Origin of the sequence: Microbacterium resistens NBRC 103078, assembly GCF_001552355.1 — a bacterium.
Taxonomy (GTDB): Bacteria; Actinomycetota; Actinomycetes; order Actinomycetales; family Microbacteriaceae; genus Microbacterium; species Microbacterium resistens.
Window position 1 is genome coordinate 1 of record NZ_BCRA01000004.1, and the last position, 12893, is coordinate 12893.

Below are 12893 nucleotides of genomic sequence, written 5' to 3' on the forward strand. Positions count from 1 at the left end.
CGACGAGGGCGACGGGCGCGCCGAGCGTCGACGCCGCGCCCAGCAGGGCCGCGGTGCTCGGCGCCGCTTCGCCCGCGGGGGTCACGTCGACGAGGACGAGGATCGCGTTCTCGGGGTATCCCATGTCACACCAGCCTGTTCTGCGCGAGGAACTCCACCAGCTGCGCGGCGGCGTCGCCCTCGTCCGTGATCTTCACACCGGCCGCCCGCGGCGGCTTCTCCGCGACTGCGGTCATGATCGTCTGCGGGGCCTCGGCCGGATCGACGCTCACGCCCAGGTCGGCGAGGCTCAGCACCTCCAGCGGCTTCTTCTTGGCCGCCATGATGCCCTTGAAGTTCGGGAAGCGCGCGTCCGGCAGCGCTTCGGTGATCGAGACGACCGCGGGCAGCTGCGCGGAGACCTCCTGTGCGCCGTAGTCCGTCACGCGGGTGCCGCTGACGGCGTCCGCGGAGATCGTCACCGCGCTCAGGGCGGTCAGCTGCGCGAAGCCGAGGTGCTCGGCCAGCATCGCCGGGAGCACCCCGCCCGAGCCGTCCGTGGAGAGGTTGCCGGTGAGGACGAGGTCCGGCTCGCCGCGGCGCACGACCGCCGCCAGGACCGCGGCGGTCACGCCCAGGTCGGCGCCCCGCAGCTGCTCGTCGACGACGTGCACGGCGGATCCCGCGCCCATGGCCAAGGCCCGGCGCACGGAGGCCGTCGCGGACTCCGGCGCCATCGACACGGCGACGACCTCGGTGCCCGCGTTCGCGTCGGCGTAGGACAGGGCGACCTCGAGCGCGCGCTCGGTGATCTCATCCAGCACCACGTCACCGGCGGCCCGATCGGCCAGGCCGGTGGTCAGATCCAGCTTGCGGTCCCCGTACGTGTCGGGGACCTCTTTCACCAGGACGAAGATCTTCATCGATTGCTCCTCACGCCTTCTCGATTCTATCCGGGCGGGGGTCCGCCCCCGACGCCGCCTCGTCCACCGCCCGCACGATCTCGCGCAGGGCCGGGGCCACGTCGTCGCGGCCGTATCCGAGCAGCCGCACCTCCGCCGGATCGGGTTCGTACGCGATGACCGCGCCGCGCCCCTGGACGATGAACCGATCCGGCTGGAAGGGGTGCTCCTCGTCCCGCTCCTCGATCACCTGATCGCTTCCGGCGGCATCCGCGAGGAGCTGGAAGTAGTCGCGGTAGGTGTGGTTCTCGTCGCCGACGAGGTAGGCCGTGCCGGCCTCGCCGTGCGCCAGCGCGCCGCGCACGGCCTGGGACAACGAGCGCAGCGACATGTAGTTCGTGCCGCCAGGAGGCGCGAACAGCGGCGGCTCGGGCCGCTCGCCGCGCACCCAGGCGACCATACGCGCGTACCCGCGCACGTCGCGTCCGGCCCGCATCCCGACGATCGACGGCGGGTTGACGGTGATCGCCGCGAACCCGTCCCCGGACAGCGCCCGCGTGCGCTCGTCCGCGAGCCTGCGCGCACGGACGTACGGGATCCGTTCGGCCCACTCCGGGTACAGCTGGTGGTAGTAGCTCCCGATCTGCACGAGGCGTCGGACGCCCGCGGCCTTGGCGGTCGCCGCGAACGCGGGCACGCCCGTGCTCTGCGTCCGCTCCCAGAACGCCTCGTCCTCGTGCTCGGCCCGCACGTGCCGGATGTCGTTGCCCGCGGCGAAGACCACGGCGTCGAAGCCCTCCAGCTCCCGGGCGCCCACGGCCCCCGGCTCCCCCGCCCGTGCGGTGTAGTCGCCGACGAGGCGCGGCCCCGCCTCGCCCGGCACCGGGTCCGAGGCCGTCCGCGACAGCACGGCGACCTGTTCCCCGTCGGCGGCGAGGTCCGCGACGATCCGTCCGCCGATCATCCCCGTCCCGCCGACGACGAGCACCCGGCTCATGCGAACACCGCCCGGCCGTCGGAGATCGCCGGCGCGGCGTCGCGGAGGACCTCGAACGCGCCGTCCTCGGCGCCCGCGTCCCGCAGCAGGAGGGCGTCGCCCGGGACGACCGGGCCGCTGAAGCGACCGGAGAGCGTGCGCAGGTCCGCCGGATGGGCGCCACGCGCCTCGGCGAGGGCCCCTGCCGCGGTCGCGAGGGTGCACAGGCCCTGCAGGATCGGGCGGGGCTGCCCGATCCGCGCGGAGGCGTCGGGATCGATGTGGATGTGGTGCCGGTCGCCGGTCAGCCGGTAGAGCGCGGCCTGCTCGGCGAAGGTGCGGACGACCCGCTCCTGCGCCCATGTGCGCTCCTGCGGAGCCTCGCGCCCGGGTCCGCGGTCGCCGCCGAAGCCGCCGCGGCCGGGAGCGAAGATCGACCACGTCGCGGCGAACAGATCGCTCTCCACGATGACCTCGAACACGGCGGCGGAGCCCTTGTCCCAGACCGCCCCGACCCGCGCGGCAAGCCGGATCTCCCCCGCCCTCGGCAGCTCCCCCCGCACCTCCAGGCTCTGCGCCCCGTGCACGGACCGCGCGTCGAACGCCCCTTCGCCGGCCAGGACGTCCGGCGCCCACTGCGCCAGAGTGAGCCCGAAGGTGGGGAGCACCCGCAGCCGGTCCTCGAACACCAGATCCAGCTGATCAGCCCGCGCGCCCACGGCGAGGGCGTAGAGGATCGCGTCCCGCTCGTCGTAGCCGACGGTCCGCTCTCCGAGCGACCGGCCCGCCCAGTCCCCCGCGGGCACGGTCCCCCGCTCGGGCGCCTCCGCCGCGCTCATGCGCCGTACACCGGCTCGGGCTCGGCGCCCTCGGCGACGAGCGCACGGACCACCTCGCCGAGCTCCTCGGCCCGCCAGCGTCGCCCCGCGTCCCGGAACGCGCCATGGCGCCAGCCATCCTCCAGGCAGATCCGTCCGCCCTCGATCTCGATCACCCGTCCCGTGACGTCGCAGTCGGCGCTGGCGAGCCAGGCGACGACCGGCGAGACGTTGGCCGGGTCCAGCCGGTCGAAGCCGTCCGCCGGAGCCGCCATCGCTTCGGCGAAGGCGCCCTCCGTCATGCGGGTGCGGGCCGAGGGGGCGAGGGCATTGACCCCCACGCCGTAACGGGCGAGCTCGTGCGCGGCCACGAGGGTCAGCGACGCGATCCCGCCCTTGGCCGCCGAATACGCCGCCTGCCCGACGCTTCCCTGGAGCCCTGCGCCGGAGGAGGTGTTGATCACGCGGGCCGTCGGCATGCGCCCCTCCTTGGCCTCGGTCCGCCAGTGGGCGGCGGCGTGGCGAAGCGGCGCGAAGTGCCCCTTCAGGTGGACGCGGATCACGGCGTCCCACTCGCTCTCCTCGGCGTTGACGAGCATGCGGTCCCGGACGAAGCCGGCGTTGTTGACCAGGATGTCCAGGCGCCCGAAGTCGGCGATCGCCTGATCGACGAGGCCCTTCGCCTGAGCGAAGTCCGCGACGTCCGCGCCGTTGACGACGGCCTCCCCGCCGTCGGCCCGGATGAGGTCGACGACCTCCTGCGCGGGTCCTGAGGAGGCGCCGTCGCCGTCGAGGGCCGTGCCGAGGTCGTTCACGACGACTCTCGCCCCCTGACGGGCGAGCTCCAGGGCGTGCTCGCGCCCGATCCCGCGTCCTGCCCCGGTCACGATCGCGACGCGTCCGTCAAGGATTCCGGTCATGGGTGCTGCTCTCCTTCGAGTCCGCGTCGATGACGCCGTGGGTGTCGGTCGGCACCCACACTACCCACTCAACCAAGCAAGTGTTAGGGTGTTGAGCAAACGTTAGGTTAGGAACCCGGATGACACTCTCCGCAACGGTGCGCGACAACGGTGTACGCATCATCACGATGGCCTATCCCCCGGTCAACGCCCTTCCCGTCGCCGGGTGGTTCGACGTCGCCGCCGCCCTGCGGGAGGCGTCCGAGGACGACCGCACGCGGGTCGTGGTCCTCCGTGCCGAGGGCCGCGGCTTCAACGCCGGCGTCGACATCAAGGAGATGCAGCGGATCGAGGGCTTCCGCGGGATCCTCGGCGCGAACCGCGGCTGTTACGAGGCGTTCAAGGCCATCTACGAGTGCCGCGTCCCCGTCGTCTCCGCGGTCAACGGCTTCTGCCTGGGCGGCGGCGTGGGCCTCGTGGGCAACAGCGACGTGATCATCGCCGCGGACGACGCCTACTTCGGCGTTCCCGAGGTCGACCGCGGCGCCCTGGGCGCGGCGACCCACCTCGCGCGCCTGGTCCCGCACCACATGCTCCGGGCGATGTACTACACCAGCCGCACGGTGACGGCGAAGGAGCTCGCCGCGTTCGGCACCGTGACCGCCGTCGTGCCCCGCGAGGAGCTCGACGCCCAGGCGGTCGCCTTCGCCGACGAGATCGCCGCCAAGGACCCTCGCGTTATCCGCGCCGCGAAGGAGGCGCTCAACGGCATCGACCCGATCGACCCGAACCGCAGCTACCGCTTCGAGCAGGGATTCACCTTCGAGCTCAACCTGGCGGGCGTCGCCGACGAGCACCGCGACGAGTTCGTCGCGACAGGCGGGCCGCTGGAGACGTGAACGCCCTCCTCGCCCTCGACGACGTCGCCGCGCTCCTGCGCGACGGGATGACGATCGGGATCGGCGGCTGGGGATCGCGCCGCAAGCCGATGGCGCTGGTCCGTTCCGTGGTCCGATCCGGAGTCCGGGATCTGACGGTCGTGAGCTTCGGCGGACCGGACGTCGGGATCCTCTGCGCCACCGGGCAGGCGTCGACCGTCGTCCACGGCTTCGTCTCCCTGGACACCGTCGCCATCGATCCGCACTTCGCCGCGCGTCGGCAGCGCGGGGAGGTCCGCAGCGTCGAGCTGGACGAGGGGATGCTCGTCGCCGGGCTCCGCGCGGCCTCGCGCCGTCTCCCGTTCGAGGCGACGCGTGCCGGCGCCGGATCCGACGCCGTGCTTCGGAACCCCGACATCCGCACGATCACCTCGCCCTACGCCGACGGGGAGGTCCTCGTCGCCATGCCCGCGGTGCCGCTCGATCTGGCCCTGGTGCACCTGGATCGGGCGGACGAGCACGGCACCGCCGTGGTGCTCGGCCCGGACGCGCACTTCGACGACCTCTTCGCCCGCGCGGCCGCCCGCACGGTCGCCTCGGTGGAGGAGGTCGTGCCGACGTCCGCGCTGCTGACCGGCGCCGGGCACACCGCCACCGTCCTGAACCGCACCGAGATCGATCGGGTCGTTGCGTGCCCCGGGGGCGCCGGGTTCACCGCGCACCCGCCGTTCGCCCCGCGCGACGAGGCCCTGCAGGGCGCGTACGTCGCCGCGGCGGCCTCGCCCGAGGCGTGGGACGACTTCCGCCGGTCCTTCGTCGACGTCGACGAGGCGACCTATCGCGCCGAGGTCGCGCGGTTCCACGCGGAGGCCCGGGCGTGAACGCCTCGCGGGCCGAGGTCGCCGTCGCGGCGTGCAGCGACCTGCTCCGCGGCGCCGGGGCGATCCTGGCCAGCCCCACCGGCGTCATCCCGACCATCGGCGCGCGCCTGGCCCGCCTCACCCATGCGCCCCGGCTGCTGCTCAGCGACGGCGAGGCCACCCTCTACGCCGACACCCCCGCGATCGACGAGCCCTTCCGCGAGCCCGAGGCCCCGCTGCCGTACCGGGAGCTGTTCGAGCTCATCGCCCGAGGACGACGCCACGTCATCATGGGCGCCGCCCAGCTCGACCGGTTCGGGAATCAGAACCTCTCCGCGATCGGGGAGCGCGACCGGCCCGTCCGGCAGCTCCTCGGCGCCCGCGCGGCGGCGACGAACACCGCCAACCACGCCACCAGCTACTGGATCGCGCGGCATGCCCCGCGGGTCTTCGTCCCGGCCGTCGACGTCGTCACCGGCGTCGGGCGCGTACGGGCCGTGGCCGAAGGCTCCGACCGCTTCCACGACGTCCGGCGCGTGGTGACCGACCTCGCCGTGCTGGACTTCTCCGGCCCCGGAGACTCCCTGGCACTGGTCAGCGTGCACCCCGGCGTGACCGTCGCCGAGGTGAAGGCGGCCACCGGCTTCCCCCTCCACGTTCCGGACGACGCCGGAACCACCCGCGTGCCCGACGCCGAGGAGCTCCGCCTCATCCGCGAACGCCTCGATCCCCGACGCCTCAGAGACAGAGAGGTCCCCTCCCCATGAGCACTCCCCCGATGATCTCCACCGCGCTCACCCGGCTCACCGGCGTCGACCACCCGATCGTGCAGACCGGCATGGGCTGGGTGGCGGGGGCGCGCCTGGTCAGCGCGACAGCGCGAGCGGGTGCGCTCGGCATCCTCGCCTCGGCGACCATGTCCTTCGACGAGCTGGAGCGGGCGATCCGGGAGGTGAAGGAGCGCACCGACCGTCCCTTCGGGGTGAATCTGCGCGCGGACGCCGGGGACGCCGAGGAGCGCATCGACCTCCTCATCCGGCACGGGGTCGCGGTGGCGAGCTTCGCGCTCGCGCCGCGCCGGGAGCTCATCGCGAAGCTGAAGGACCACGGCATCGTCGTGATCCCGTCGATCGGCGCCGTGCGTCACGCCGAGAAGGTGGCGTCGTGGGGCGCGGACGCCGTGATGGTCCAAGGCGGGGAGGGCGGCGGGCACACCGGCGCCGTGCCCACCTCGCTGCTGCTGCCCTCCGTGGTCTCGGCGGTCGACATCCCGGTGATCGCCGCGGGCGGATTCCACGACGGGCGGGGCCTCGCGGCGGCGCTCGCCTACGGCGCCGTCGGCGTCGGCATGGGGACGCGCTTCCTGCTGACGAGCGACAGCGCCGTGCCCGAGGCGATCAAGCGGCGCTATCTGGAGTTCGGACTGGACGGGACGGTCGTGACGACCAGGGCCGACGGGATGCCGCACCGGCTCCTGCGCACGGAGTACGTCGAGGGGCTCGAGCGCACGGGCGCGATCGGCCGACTGCTGCCGACCCTGCGCCGGTCGCTCGAGTTCAAGCGGATGTCCGGCCTGAGCTGGTTGGGCCTGGCGAAGGACGCGCTCTCCATGAAGAAGGCGACCGGGCGGTCGTGGGCGCAGATGACGCAGGCGGCGAACACGCCGATGCTGCTCAAGGCCGGGCTCGTCGACGGCGACACCGGCGCGGGCATGCTCGCCTCGGGGCAGGTCGTCGGCCTGATCGACGACCTGCCGAGCTGCGAGGAGCTCGTCGACCGGGTCGTCCGCGACGCCGCCGCCCACCTCCGCGCCGCCGCCGCCCACCTCCTCTGACGTCGAGTGGTCAGTTTTTGTGGGTTCCGCGGCCGTGAACCCACAAAAACTGACCACTCGACGGCTCAGAGGCGCTCGATGATCGTCACGTTGGCGACGCCGCCGCCCTCGCACATCGTCTGCAGGCCGTAGCGCCCGCCGGTGCGCTCGAGCTCGTTCAGCAGCGTGGTCATCAGACGCGCGCCGGTCGCCCCGATCGGGTGGCCGAGAGCGATGCCTCCGCCGTTGACGTTGACCCTGCCGTGGTCGACCTTCAGCTCGTCCATCCAGGCGAGCACGACCGACGCGAAGGCCTCGTTCGTCTCGAACAGGTCGATGTCGTCCACGGTCATCCCGGCGCGCTCCAGCGCATACCGGGTCGCCGGAATCGGGGCCGTCAGCATCCACACCGGATCCGCACCGCGCACGGACAGGTGATGGATCCGCGCGCGCGGCGTGAGCCCGTGGTCCGCGACCGCCTGCTCGGAGGCGATGAGGACCGCCGCGGCCGCGTCGGAGATCTGTGACGCCACGGCCGCCGTGATCCGACCGCCGTCGACGAGCGTGGGGAGCGCGGCCATGCGCTCCAGCGAGGTCTCCCGCCGGGGGCCCTCGTCCGTGGCGATCCCGTCGAGGGGGGCGATCTCGCCGGCGAAGCGTCCGTCGTCGATCGCGGCGATCGCGCGGTGGTGGCTCGCGAGCGCGAACTCCTCCATCCGCTCGCGCGTGATCCCCCAGTGCGCGGCGATCATCTCGGCCGCGCGGAACTGCGAAACCTCCTGGTCGCCGTACCGCGCCCGCCAGCCGGGGGACTCGGCGAACGGCGTCGTGAAGCCGTAGGCGGCGCCGGCGGCCATCGCGGCGGAGATGGGGATCGCCGACATGTTCTGCAAGCCCCCGGCGACGACGAGGTCGTTCGTGCCGCTCATCACCGCCTGGGCGGCGAAGTGGATGGCCTGCTGGCTCGACCCGCACTGCCGGTCGACCGTCACGCCCGGGACGTGGTCGGGGAGCCCCGCGACGAGCCATGCCGTCCGGGCGACGTTGCCGGCCTGGGAGCCGAGGGTGTCGGTGCAGCCCATGATGACGTCGTCGACCGCCCCCGGGTCGATCCCGGTGCGTTCGACGAGCGCACCGATGGCGTGGGCGCCGAGATCGGCGGAGTGCACGCCGGCGAGCGCGCCGCCGCGCTTGCCGACCGGGGTGCGGACCGCGTCGACGATGTAGGCAGTGCTCATGGGGGATCCTTCGTGATGGACGGACGGGGGACGGCGGTCAGGCGTGCTGACTGGAGACGGACACGACCTCGCCGGTCATGTAGGAGGAGTAGTCGCTGGCGAGGAAGACCATCACGTTGGCCACCTCCCACGGCTCCGCGGCGCGCCCGAAGGCCTCCCGCGCCTTCAGCGCCTCCAGGTGCTCGGGGGTGGTCACCTTCTCCAGGAAGGGGTGCATGGCCAGGCTCGGGGAGACGGCGTTGACGCGGATGCCGTGGGCGGCGAGATCCATCGCGGCCGAGCGGGTGAGCGCCATGACCCCGGCCTTGGCCGCGGCGTAGTGGGCCTGGTCCTGCTGAGCCCGCCAGCCGATCACCGAGGCGTTGTTCACGATGACGCCCTGCGTTCCGGCCGCGACCATGCGGCGTCCGGCCGCCCGGATGCAGCGGAACGTGCCGGTGAGACTGATGTCCAGGACGCGTGACCACTGCTCGTCGGTCATGTCGAGGATCGAGACGGAGCCGCCGAGCCCGGCGTTGTTGATGAGGACGTCGAGGGGCCCGCCCTCCTCCGCCGCGTCCAAGAGGTCCGCGATCTGCTCCTCGTCGGTGACGTCGCAGGGCACCGTGCGCACGCGCTCCTCGCCGAACCGGGCGCCGAGCTCGACGCGGGCCTCCTCCAGCCGCCCGGCGTGGGTGTCGCCCAGCACGACGAGCGCAGCCCCCTCCTCCAGGCACCGGATCGCGGTGGCGGAGCCGATGCCCGCACCCGCCGCGGCGGTGACGACGACCCGTCGTCCTTCGAGGAGACCGTGGCCGGGGACGTACTCCGGCGCGCTCGTGACGGGACGGTGCGGGATGCTGCTCATGGTCGTGCCTCTCGGGGAAGGCCGAGCACGCGCTCGGCGATGACATTGCGCTGGATCTCGTCGGACCCGCCGTAGATGGTGTCGGCGCGGCTGAACAGGAAGAGCGTCTGCAGATCGTCCAGGGCGTAGGGCGGCTCGGAGACGGTGAGGGCGTCGGGGCCGGCGACGGCCATCGCGAGCTCCCCCAGCGCGCGATGCCAGCCCGACCACAGGAGCTTCGTCACGGACGCGTCGTGCCCCTGTTCTCCCCCGAGGGTGCGGAGGGCATGGAGGCGGATGACCTCCAGGCCCATCCGGGCCTGGACCAGGCGGTCGCGCAGCAGAGGGTCGTTCCCGGCGCCGTTGCGCTCGGCGAGCGCGACGACCTCGTCGAACTCGCGGCGGAAGGCGATCTGCTGCGCGAGCGTGGACACGCCGCGCTCGAACCCGAGCGTGGACATCGCGACGGCGAACCCCTCGCCCTCGGCACCGACGACGAGGCCCGCCTCCGTGACGGCGTCGTCGAAGAAGACCTCGTTGAACTCGCTGGTGCCGGTGAGCTGCAGGATCGGGCGCACGTCGACACCGGGCTGGTCCATGGGGACGAGCAGATAGGACAGCCCCCGGTGGCGGGACGACCCCGCCTCGGTCCGGGCGATGACGAAGCACCACTGCGCGTGCTGCGCGAGCGACGTCCACACCTTCTGCCCGTTGACGACCCAGCGGTCCCCGTCCCGCACGGCGCGCGTCGAGACCGCCGCGAGGTCGGAGCCGGCGCCCGGCTCGGAGTACCCCTGGCACCACAGCTCCTCGACGGCGACGATCCTCGGCAGGAACCGGGCCTGCTGCTCCGGTGTGCCGTGCGCGATGAGCGTGGGGCCGAGCAGCTCCTCGCCGAGGTGGTTCACCCGGGCCGGCGCGTTCGAGCGCGCGTACTCCTCATGGAAGATGACCTGCTGGGCGAGGCTCAGGCCGCGCCCGCCGTGCTCGACTGGCCAGCCGACGCAGGTCCACCCGGCCGCCGCCATGTGCCGGTTCCACTCCAGCCGCTCCTCGAACATCTCGTGCTCGCGGCCGGATCCGCCGCGACCGCGCAGGTCGGCGAAGCGTCCGGTCAGGTTCTCCTCGAGCCATCCTCGGATCTCGGCCCGGAACTCCGCGTCCTGCGCGGTGTCTGTCCCATCCACCCTGTCCTCCTCATCGAGACGTCGTGGCCAGCGGCACGGTGTTCCCGTATAGTATCAAGAAACCAAGCATTTGTTTGGTTCCCTGTCCGGGCAGCCGCACGGACCGCCGCCGTCGTTCAAGGAGGAACGGGTCATGAGCACCGACGAACACGACCCCGTCGTGACCTACGAGGTCCGCGGCGAGGTCGCGGTCATCCGCCTCAACCGGCCGCGCTACCGCAACGCGCAGAACTCTCGGGTGACCTACGCCCTCGACGCCGCGTTCGTCCGCGCCGTGGACGACGACGACGTCAAGGCCATCGTGCTCGGCGGCAACGGGGACCACTTCTGCGCCGGGCACGACATCGGCACCCCGGAGCGCGACATCGACCAGAGCTTCGAGCGCCGGGCCGTCATCTGGTGGGACCACGTCGGCGCCGAGGGCGTGGACTCCCGGTTCGCGCGCGAGTCCGAGGTGTACCTGGGCATGTGCCGCAGGTGGCGGGAGATCCCGAAGCCCGTGATCGCCATGGTGCAGGGGGCCTGCATCGCGGGCGGGCTGATGCTCGCCTGGTCGTGCGACTTCATCGTCGCCTCTGCGGACGCGTTCTTCCAGGATCCGGTCGTGACCATGGGGATCCCCGGCGTCGAGTTCTTCGCGCACCCCTGGGTGACGAACCCGCGCGCCGCGAAGGAGATGCTGTACACCGGCGACCGGATGAGCGCCGACCGCGCGTACGAGCTCGGCATGGTCAACCACGTCGTGCCGCGCGAGGAGCTCGAGGAGCGGACGCTGGCGATCGCGGAGCGGATCGCCCGCATGCCTCGCCTGGGCCTCGCGCTGACCAAGAAGGCTGTGAACCAGGCGGAGGACCTGCAGGGGATGCGCGCCGGGATGGACTCCGTCTTCGGGCTGCACCACGCCGCCCACGCGCACAACGCCGAGGTCGGCGGGGACTCGCTCGCCGGTGTCACCGCGCGCACGATCCGCGACGGGGAGAAGGCATGAACCTCGATCTCACACCGGAGCAGGAGGCGTTCGCCGCCGAGGCGCGCGCCTGGCTGCGCGCGCACGTCCCGTCCGCACCGCTGCCGTCGATGGACACCGCCGAGGGCTTCGCGGCCCACCGCGCGTGGGAGGCGACCCTCGCCTCGGGCGGCTGGTCGGTCGTCGCATGGCCCGAGGAGTACAACGGGCGCGGGACCGGGCTGGTCGAGTGGGTGCTCTTCGAGGAGGAGTACTACCGGGCCGGGGCGCCGACCCGCGTCGCGCAGAACGGGATCTCCCTGTTGGCCCCGATCCTCTTCGAGCACGGCACACCCGCGCAGCGCGAGCGGTATCTGCGCCCCATGACCGACGGCTCCCTCATCTGGGCGCAGGCCTGGTCCGAGCCCGGCGCCGGCAGCGACCTCGCCGCGATCCGCAGCACCGCGCGGCGCGACGAGGAACGCGGCGGCTGGGTGCTGAACGGCCAGAAGATCTGGAGCTCGCGGGCGGCGTGGGCGGACCGCGGGTTCGGCCTGTTCCGCTCGGACCCCGCGGCGCAGCGCCACCGCGGGCTGACCTACTTCCTGTTCCCCCTGGACGCGGACGGGATCACCGTCCGGCCGATCGAGCAGCTGGACGGCGGCACGGGCTTCGCCGAGATCTTCTTCGACGACGTCTTCGTGCCCGATGACGACGTGCTCGGGGCCCCGGGAGACGGATGGCGGGTGGCGATGAGCACCGCGGGCAACGAGCGAGGGCTGTCGCTGCGCGCCCCGGGGCGCTTCCTCGCCGCCGCCGACCGGCTGATCGACCTGTACGACGACCACGCGGCGTCCGCGTCGCCGAGGAGCCGCGACGACGTGGTCGACGCCTGGATCGGCGCCGAGGCGTACCGGCTGTTCACCTGGCGCACGGTCAGCGCGATGCTCGACGGCGTCGAGGTGGGTGCGGAGGGCAGCATGAACAAGGTGTTCTGGTCCGAGCTCGATCTGCACATCCAGCAGACGGGTCTGGATCTGCTCGGCGCCGAGGCGGAGCTGCGCGGCGCGGGCGCCGTCGACGACGGGCGCTGGGCCGAGGACTATCTGTTCGCGCTGGCCGGGCCGATCTACGCGGGCACCAACGAGGTGCAGCGCAACATCATCGCGGAGCGGATCCTCGGGCTCCCGCGCGGCGGAGACGGAAGGCGGTCCTGATGCGTCTGCTCACCACGGAGGAACAGGACGCGGTCGCCGCGGCGATCGACGACGTCGTCGAGGCCGCCGGAGGGGCGGACGTCGCGCAGAGCTGGGCCGCTGGCGACCTCTCCGCCGGGCTGGCACTGTGGGCGCAGTTCGCGGAGCTGGGCCTCACGGGTCTGCGCGTGCCCGAGACGGAAGGGGGCTTCGGCGGCGGCCTGGACGACCTCGTCGTGGTCTTCGAACGCCTGGGCTTCCACGGGGTCCCCGGGCCCTACGTCGAGACCGTCGCGCTGCTGCCGCGCCTGATCTCCGAGGCGGACCGCGCCGCGCTCGTCGGCGGGGCCGTGGCGACCGCCGCCGTGTCCGGCC

The 12893-nt window shown here is 72.9% G+C and carries 14 protein-coding genes; 7 read left to right on the forward strand and 7 right to left on the reverse strand.

Translation table 11 applies throughout. The features are described from left to right. Window positions 1-125: 125 nt before the first annotated feature. From MR1_RS00630 to MR1_RS00645, 4 genes are read right to left on the reverse strand one after another with little or no spacing between them, the layout of a single operon-like run. Window positions 126-902: an electron transfer flavoprotein subunit beta/FixA family protein gene (locus MR1_RS00630; RefSeq protein ID WP_067242373.1), complete on the reverse strand. Its 777-nt coding sequence runs from the start codon at window positions 900-902 to the stop codon at window positions 126-128. A 10-nt stretch (window positions 903-912) separates the two neighbouring features. Continuing rightward, window positions 913-1878, reverse strand: coding sequence for an NAD-dependent epimerase/dehydratase family protein (locus MR1_RS00635; protein ID WP_067242376.1), 966 nt, complete (start codon window positions 1876-1878; stop codon window positions 913-915). Further along, window positions 1875-2696: a MaoC/PaaZ C-terminal domain-containing protein gene (locus MR1_RS00640; RefSeq protein WP_067242379.1), complete on the reverse strand. Its 822-nt coding sequence runs from the start codon at window positions 2694-2696 to the stop codon at window positions 1875-1877. Before MR1_RS00640 ends, MR1_RS00635 begins: the two co-directional genes overlap by 4 nt. Then, a complete protein-coding gene (locus MR1_RS00645) occupies window positions 2693-3595 on the reverse strand; it encodes an SDR family oxidoreductase (protein ID WP_067242383.1) in 903 nt (300 codons plus the stop codon). Before MR1_RS00645 ends, MR1_RS00640 begins: the two co-directional genes overlap by 4 nt. Before the next feature lie 119 nt (window positions 3596-3714). On the opposite strand from MR1_RS00645, the gene MR1_RS00650 reads away from it, so the two are divergent. The 4 genes from MR1_RS00650 to MR1_RS00665 are packed head-to-tail and all read left to right on the forward strand — an operon-like array spanning window position 3715 to window position 7146. Beyond that, on the forward strand, window positions 3715-4473 hold the full coding sequence (locus tag MR1_RS00650) for an enoyl-CoA hydratase family protein (RefSeq protein WP_067242386.1): 759 nt from the start codon (window positions 3715-3717) through the stop codon (window positions 4471-4473). Further along, on the forward strand, window positions 4470-5333 hold the full coding sequence (locus MR1_RS00655) for a CoA transferase subunit A (protein WP_255218056.1): 864 nt from the start codon (window positions 4470-4472) through the stop codon (window positions 5331-5333). The genes MR1_RS00650 and MR1_RS00655 overlap by 4 nt, the downstream gene beginning before the upstream one ends. Then, complete coding sequence (locus MR1_RS00660) at window positions 5330-6079, forward strand: CoA-transferase subunit beta (RefSeq protein WP_067242389.1); 750 nt, start codon at window positions 5330-5332, stop codon at window positions 6077-6079. Before MR1_RS00655 ends, MR1_RS00660 begins: the two co-directional genes overlap by 4 nt. After that, complete coding sequence (locus MR1_RS00665; protein WP_067242392.1) at window positions 6076-7146, forward strand: NAD(P)H-dependent flavin oxidoreductase; 1071 nt, start codon at window positions 6076-6078, stop codon at window positions 7144-7146. The genes MR1_RS00660 and MR1_RS00665 overlap by 4 nt, the downstream gene beginning before the upstream one ends. Before the next feature lie 65 nt (window positions 7147-7211). Here the strand turns inward: MR1_RS00665 and MR1_RS00670 are convergent, their stop codons facing one another. From MR1_RS00670 to MR1_RS00680, 3 genes are read right to left on the reverse strand one after another with little or no spacing between them, the layout of a single operon-like run. After that, a complete protein-coding gene (locus MR1_RS00670) occupies window positions 7212-8363 on the reverse strand; it encodes an acetyl-CoA C-acetyltransferase (protein WP_067242394.1) in 1152 nt (383 codons plus the stop codon). Between the two features lie 37 nt (window positions 8364-8400). Next, the gene (locus MR1_RS00675) at window positions 8401-9210 is read right to left on the reverse strand and encodes an SDR family oxidoreductase (RefSeq protein WP_067242397.1); all 810 of its coding nucleotides are present in this window, start codon (window positions 9208-9210) and stop codon (window positions 8401-8403) included. Then, on the reverse strand, window positions 9207-10376 hold the full coding sequence (locus tag MR1_RS00680) for an acyl-CoA dehydrogenase family protein (RefSeq protein WP_067242400.1): 1170 nt from the start codon (window positions 10374-10376) through the stop codon (window positions 9207-9209). Before MR1_RS00680 ends, MR1_RS00675 begins: the two co-directional genes overlap by 4 nt. A 133-nt stretch (window positions 10377-10509) precedes the next feature. On the opposite strand from MR1_RS00680, the gene MR1_RS00685 reads away from it, so the two are divergent. The 3 genes from MR1_RS00685 to MR1_RS00695 form a co-directional block, all read left to right on the forward strand. Continuing rightward, window positions 10510-11364, forward strand: coding sequence for an enoyl-CoA hydratase (locus tag MR1_RS00685; protein ID WP_067242403.1), 855 nt, complete (start codon window positions 10510-10512; stop codon window positions 11362-11364). Then, window positions 11361-12539 (forward strand): acyl-CoA dehydrogenase family protein, encoded by a 1179-nt coding sequence (locus tag MR1_RS00690; RefSeq protein WP_067242407.1) that lies wholly within the window; start codon window positions 11361-11363, stop codon window positions 12537-12539. The genes MR1_RS00685 and MR1_RS00690 overlap by 4 nt, the downstream gene beginning before the upstream one ends. Then, a partial coding sequence (locus MR1_RS00695) for an acyl-CoA dehydrogenase family protein (RefSeq protein ID WP_174522497.1) occupies window positions 12539-12893 on the forward strand: 355 nt, incomplete at its 3' end. The genes MR1_RS00690 and MR1_RS00695, both read left to right, overlap by 1 nt.

Bases quoted from the DNA above. Each gene is read 5' to 3' on its own strand.
- MR1_RS00675 (WP_067242397.1), bottom strand. From the start codon at position 9,210: ATGAGCAGCATCCCGCACCGTCCCGTCACGAGCGCGCCGGAGTACGTC.
- MR1_RS00690 (WP_067242407.1), top strand. From the start codon at position 11,361: ATGAACCTCGATCTCACACCGGAGCAGGAGGCGTTCGCCGCCGAGGCG.
- MR1_RS00635 (WP_067242376.1), bottom strand. From the start codon at position 1,878: ATGAGCCGGGTGCTCGTCGTCGGCGGGACGGGGATGATCGGCGGACGG.
- MR1_RS00685 (WP_067242403.1), top strand. From the start codon at position 10,510: ATGAGCACCGACGAACACGACCCCGTCGTGACCTACGAGGTCCGCGGC.
- MR1_RS00645 (WP_067242383.1), bottom strand. From the start codon at position 3,595: ATGACCGGAATCCTTGACGGACGCGTCGCGATCGTGACCGGGGCAGGA.
- MR1_RS00640 (WP_067242379.1), bottom strand. From the start codon at position 2,696: ATGAGCGCGGCGGAGGCGCCCGAGCGGGGGACCGTGCCCGCGGGGGAC.
- MR1_RS00665 (WP_067242392.1), top strand. From the start codon at position 6,076: ATGAGCACTCCCCCGATGATCTCCACCGCGCTCACCCGGCTCACCGGC.
- MR1_RS00650 (WP_067242386.1), top strand. From the start codon at position 3,715: ATGACACTCTCCGCAACGGTGCGCGACAACGGTGTACGCATCATCACG.
- MR1_RS00670 (WP_067242394.1), bottom strand. From the start codon at position 8,363: ATGAGCACTGCCTACATCGTCGACGCGGTCCGCACCCCGGTCGGCAAG.
- MR1_RS00630 (WP_067242373.1), bottom strand. From the start codon at position 902: ATGAAGATCTTCGTCCTGGTGAAAGAGGTCCCCGACACGTACGGGGAC.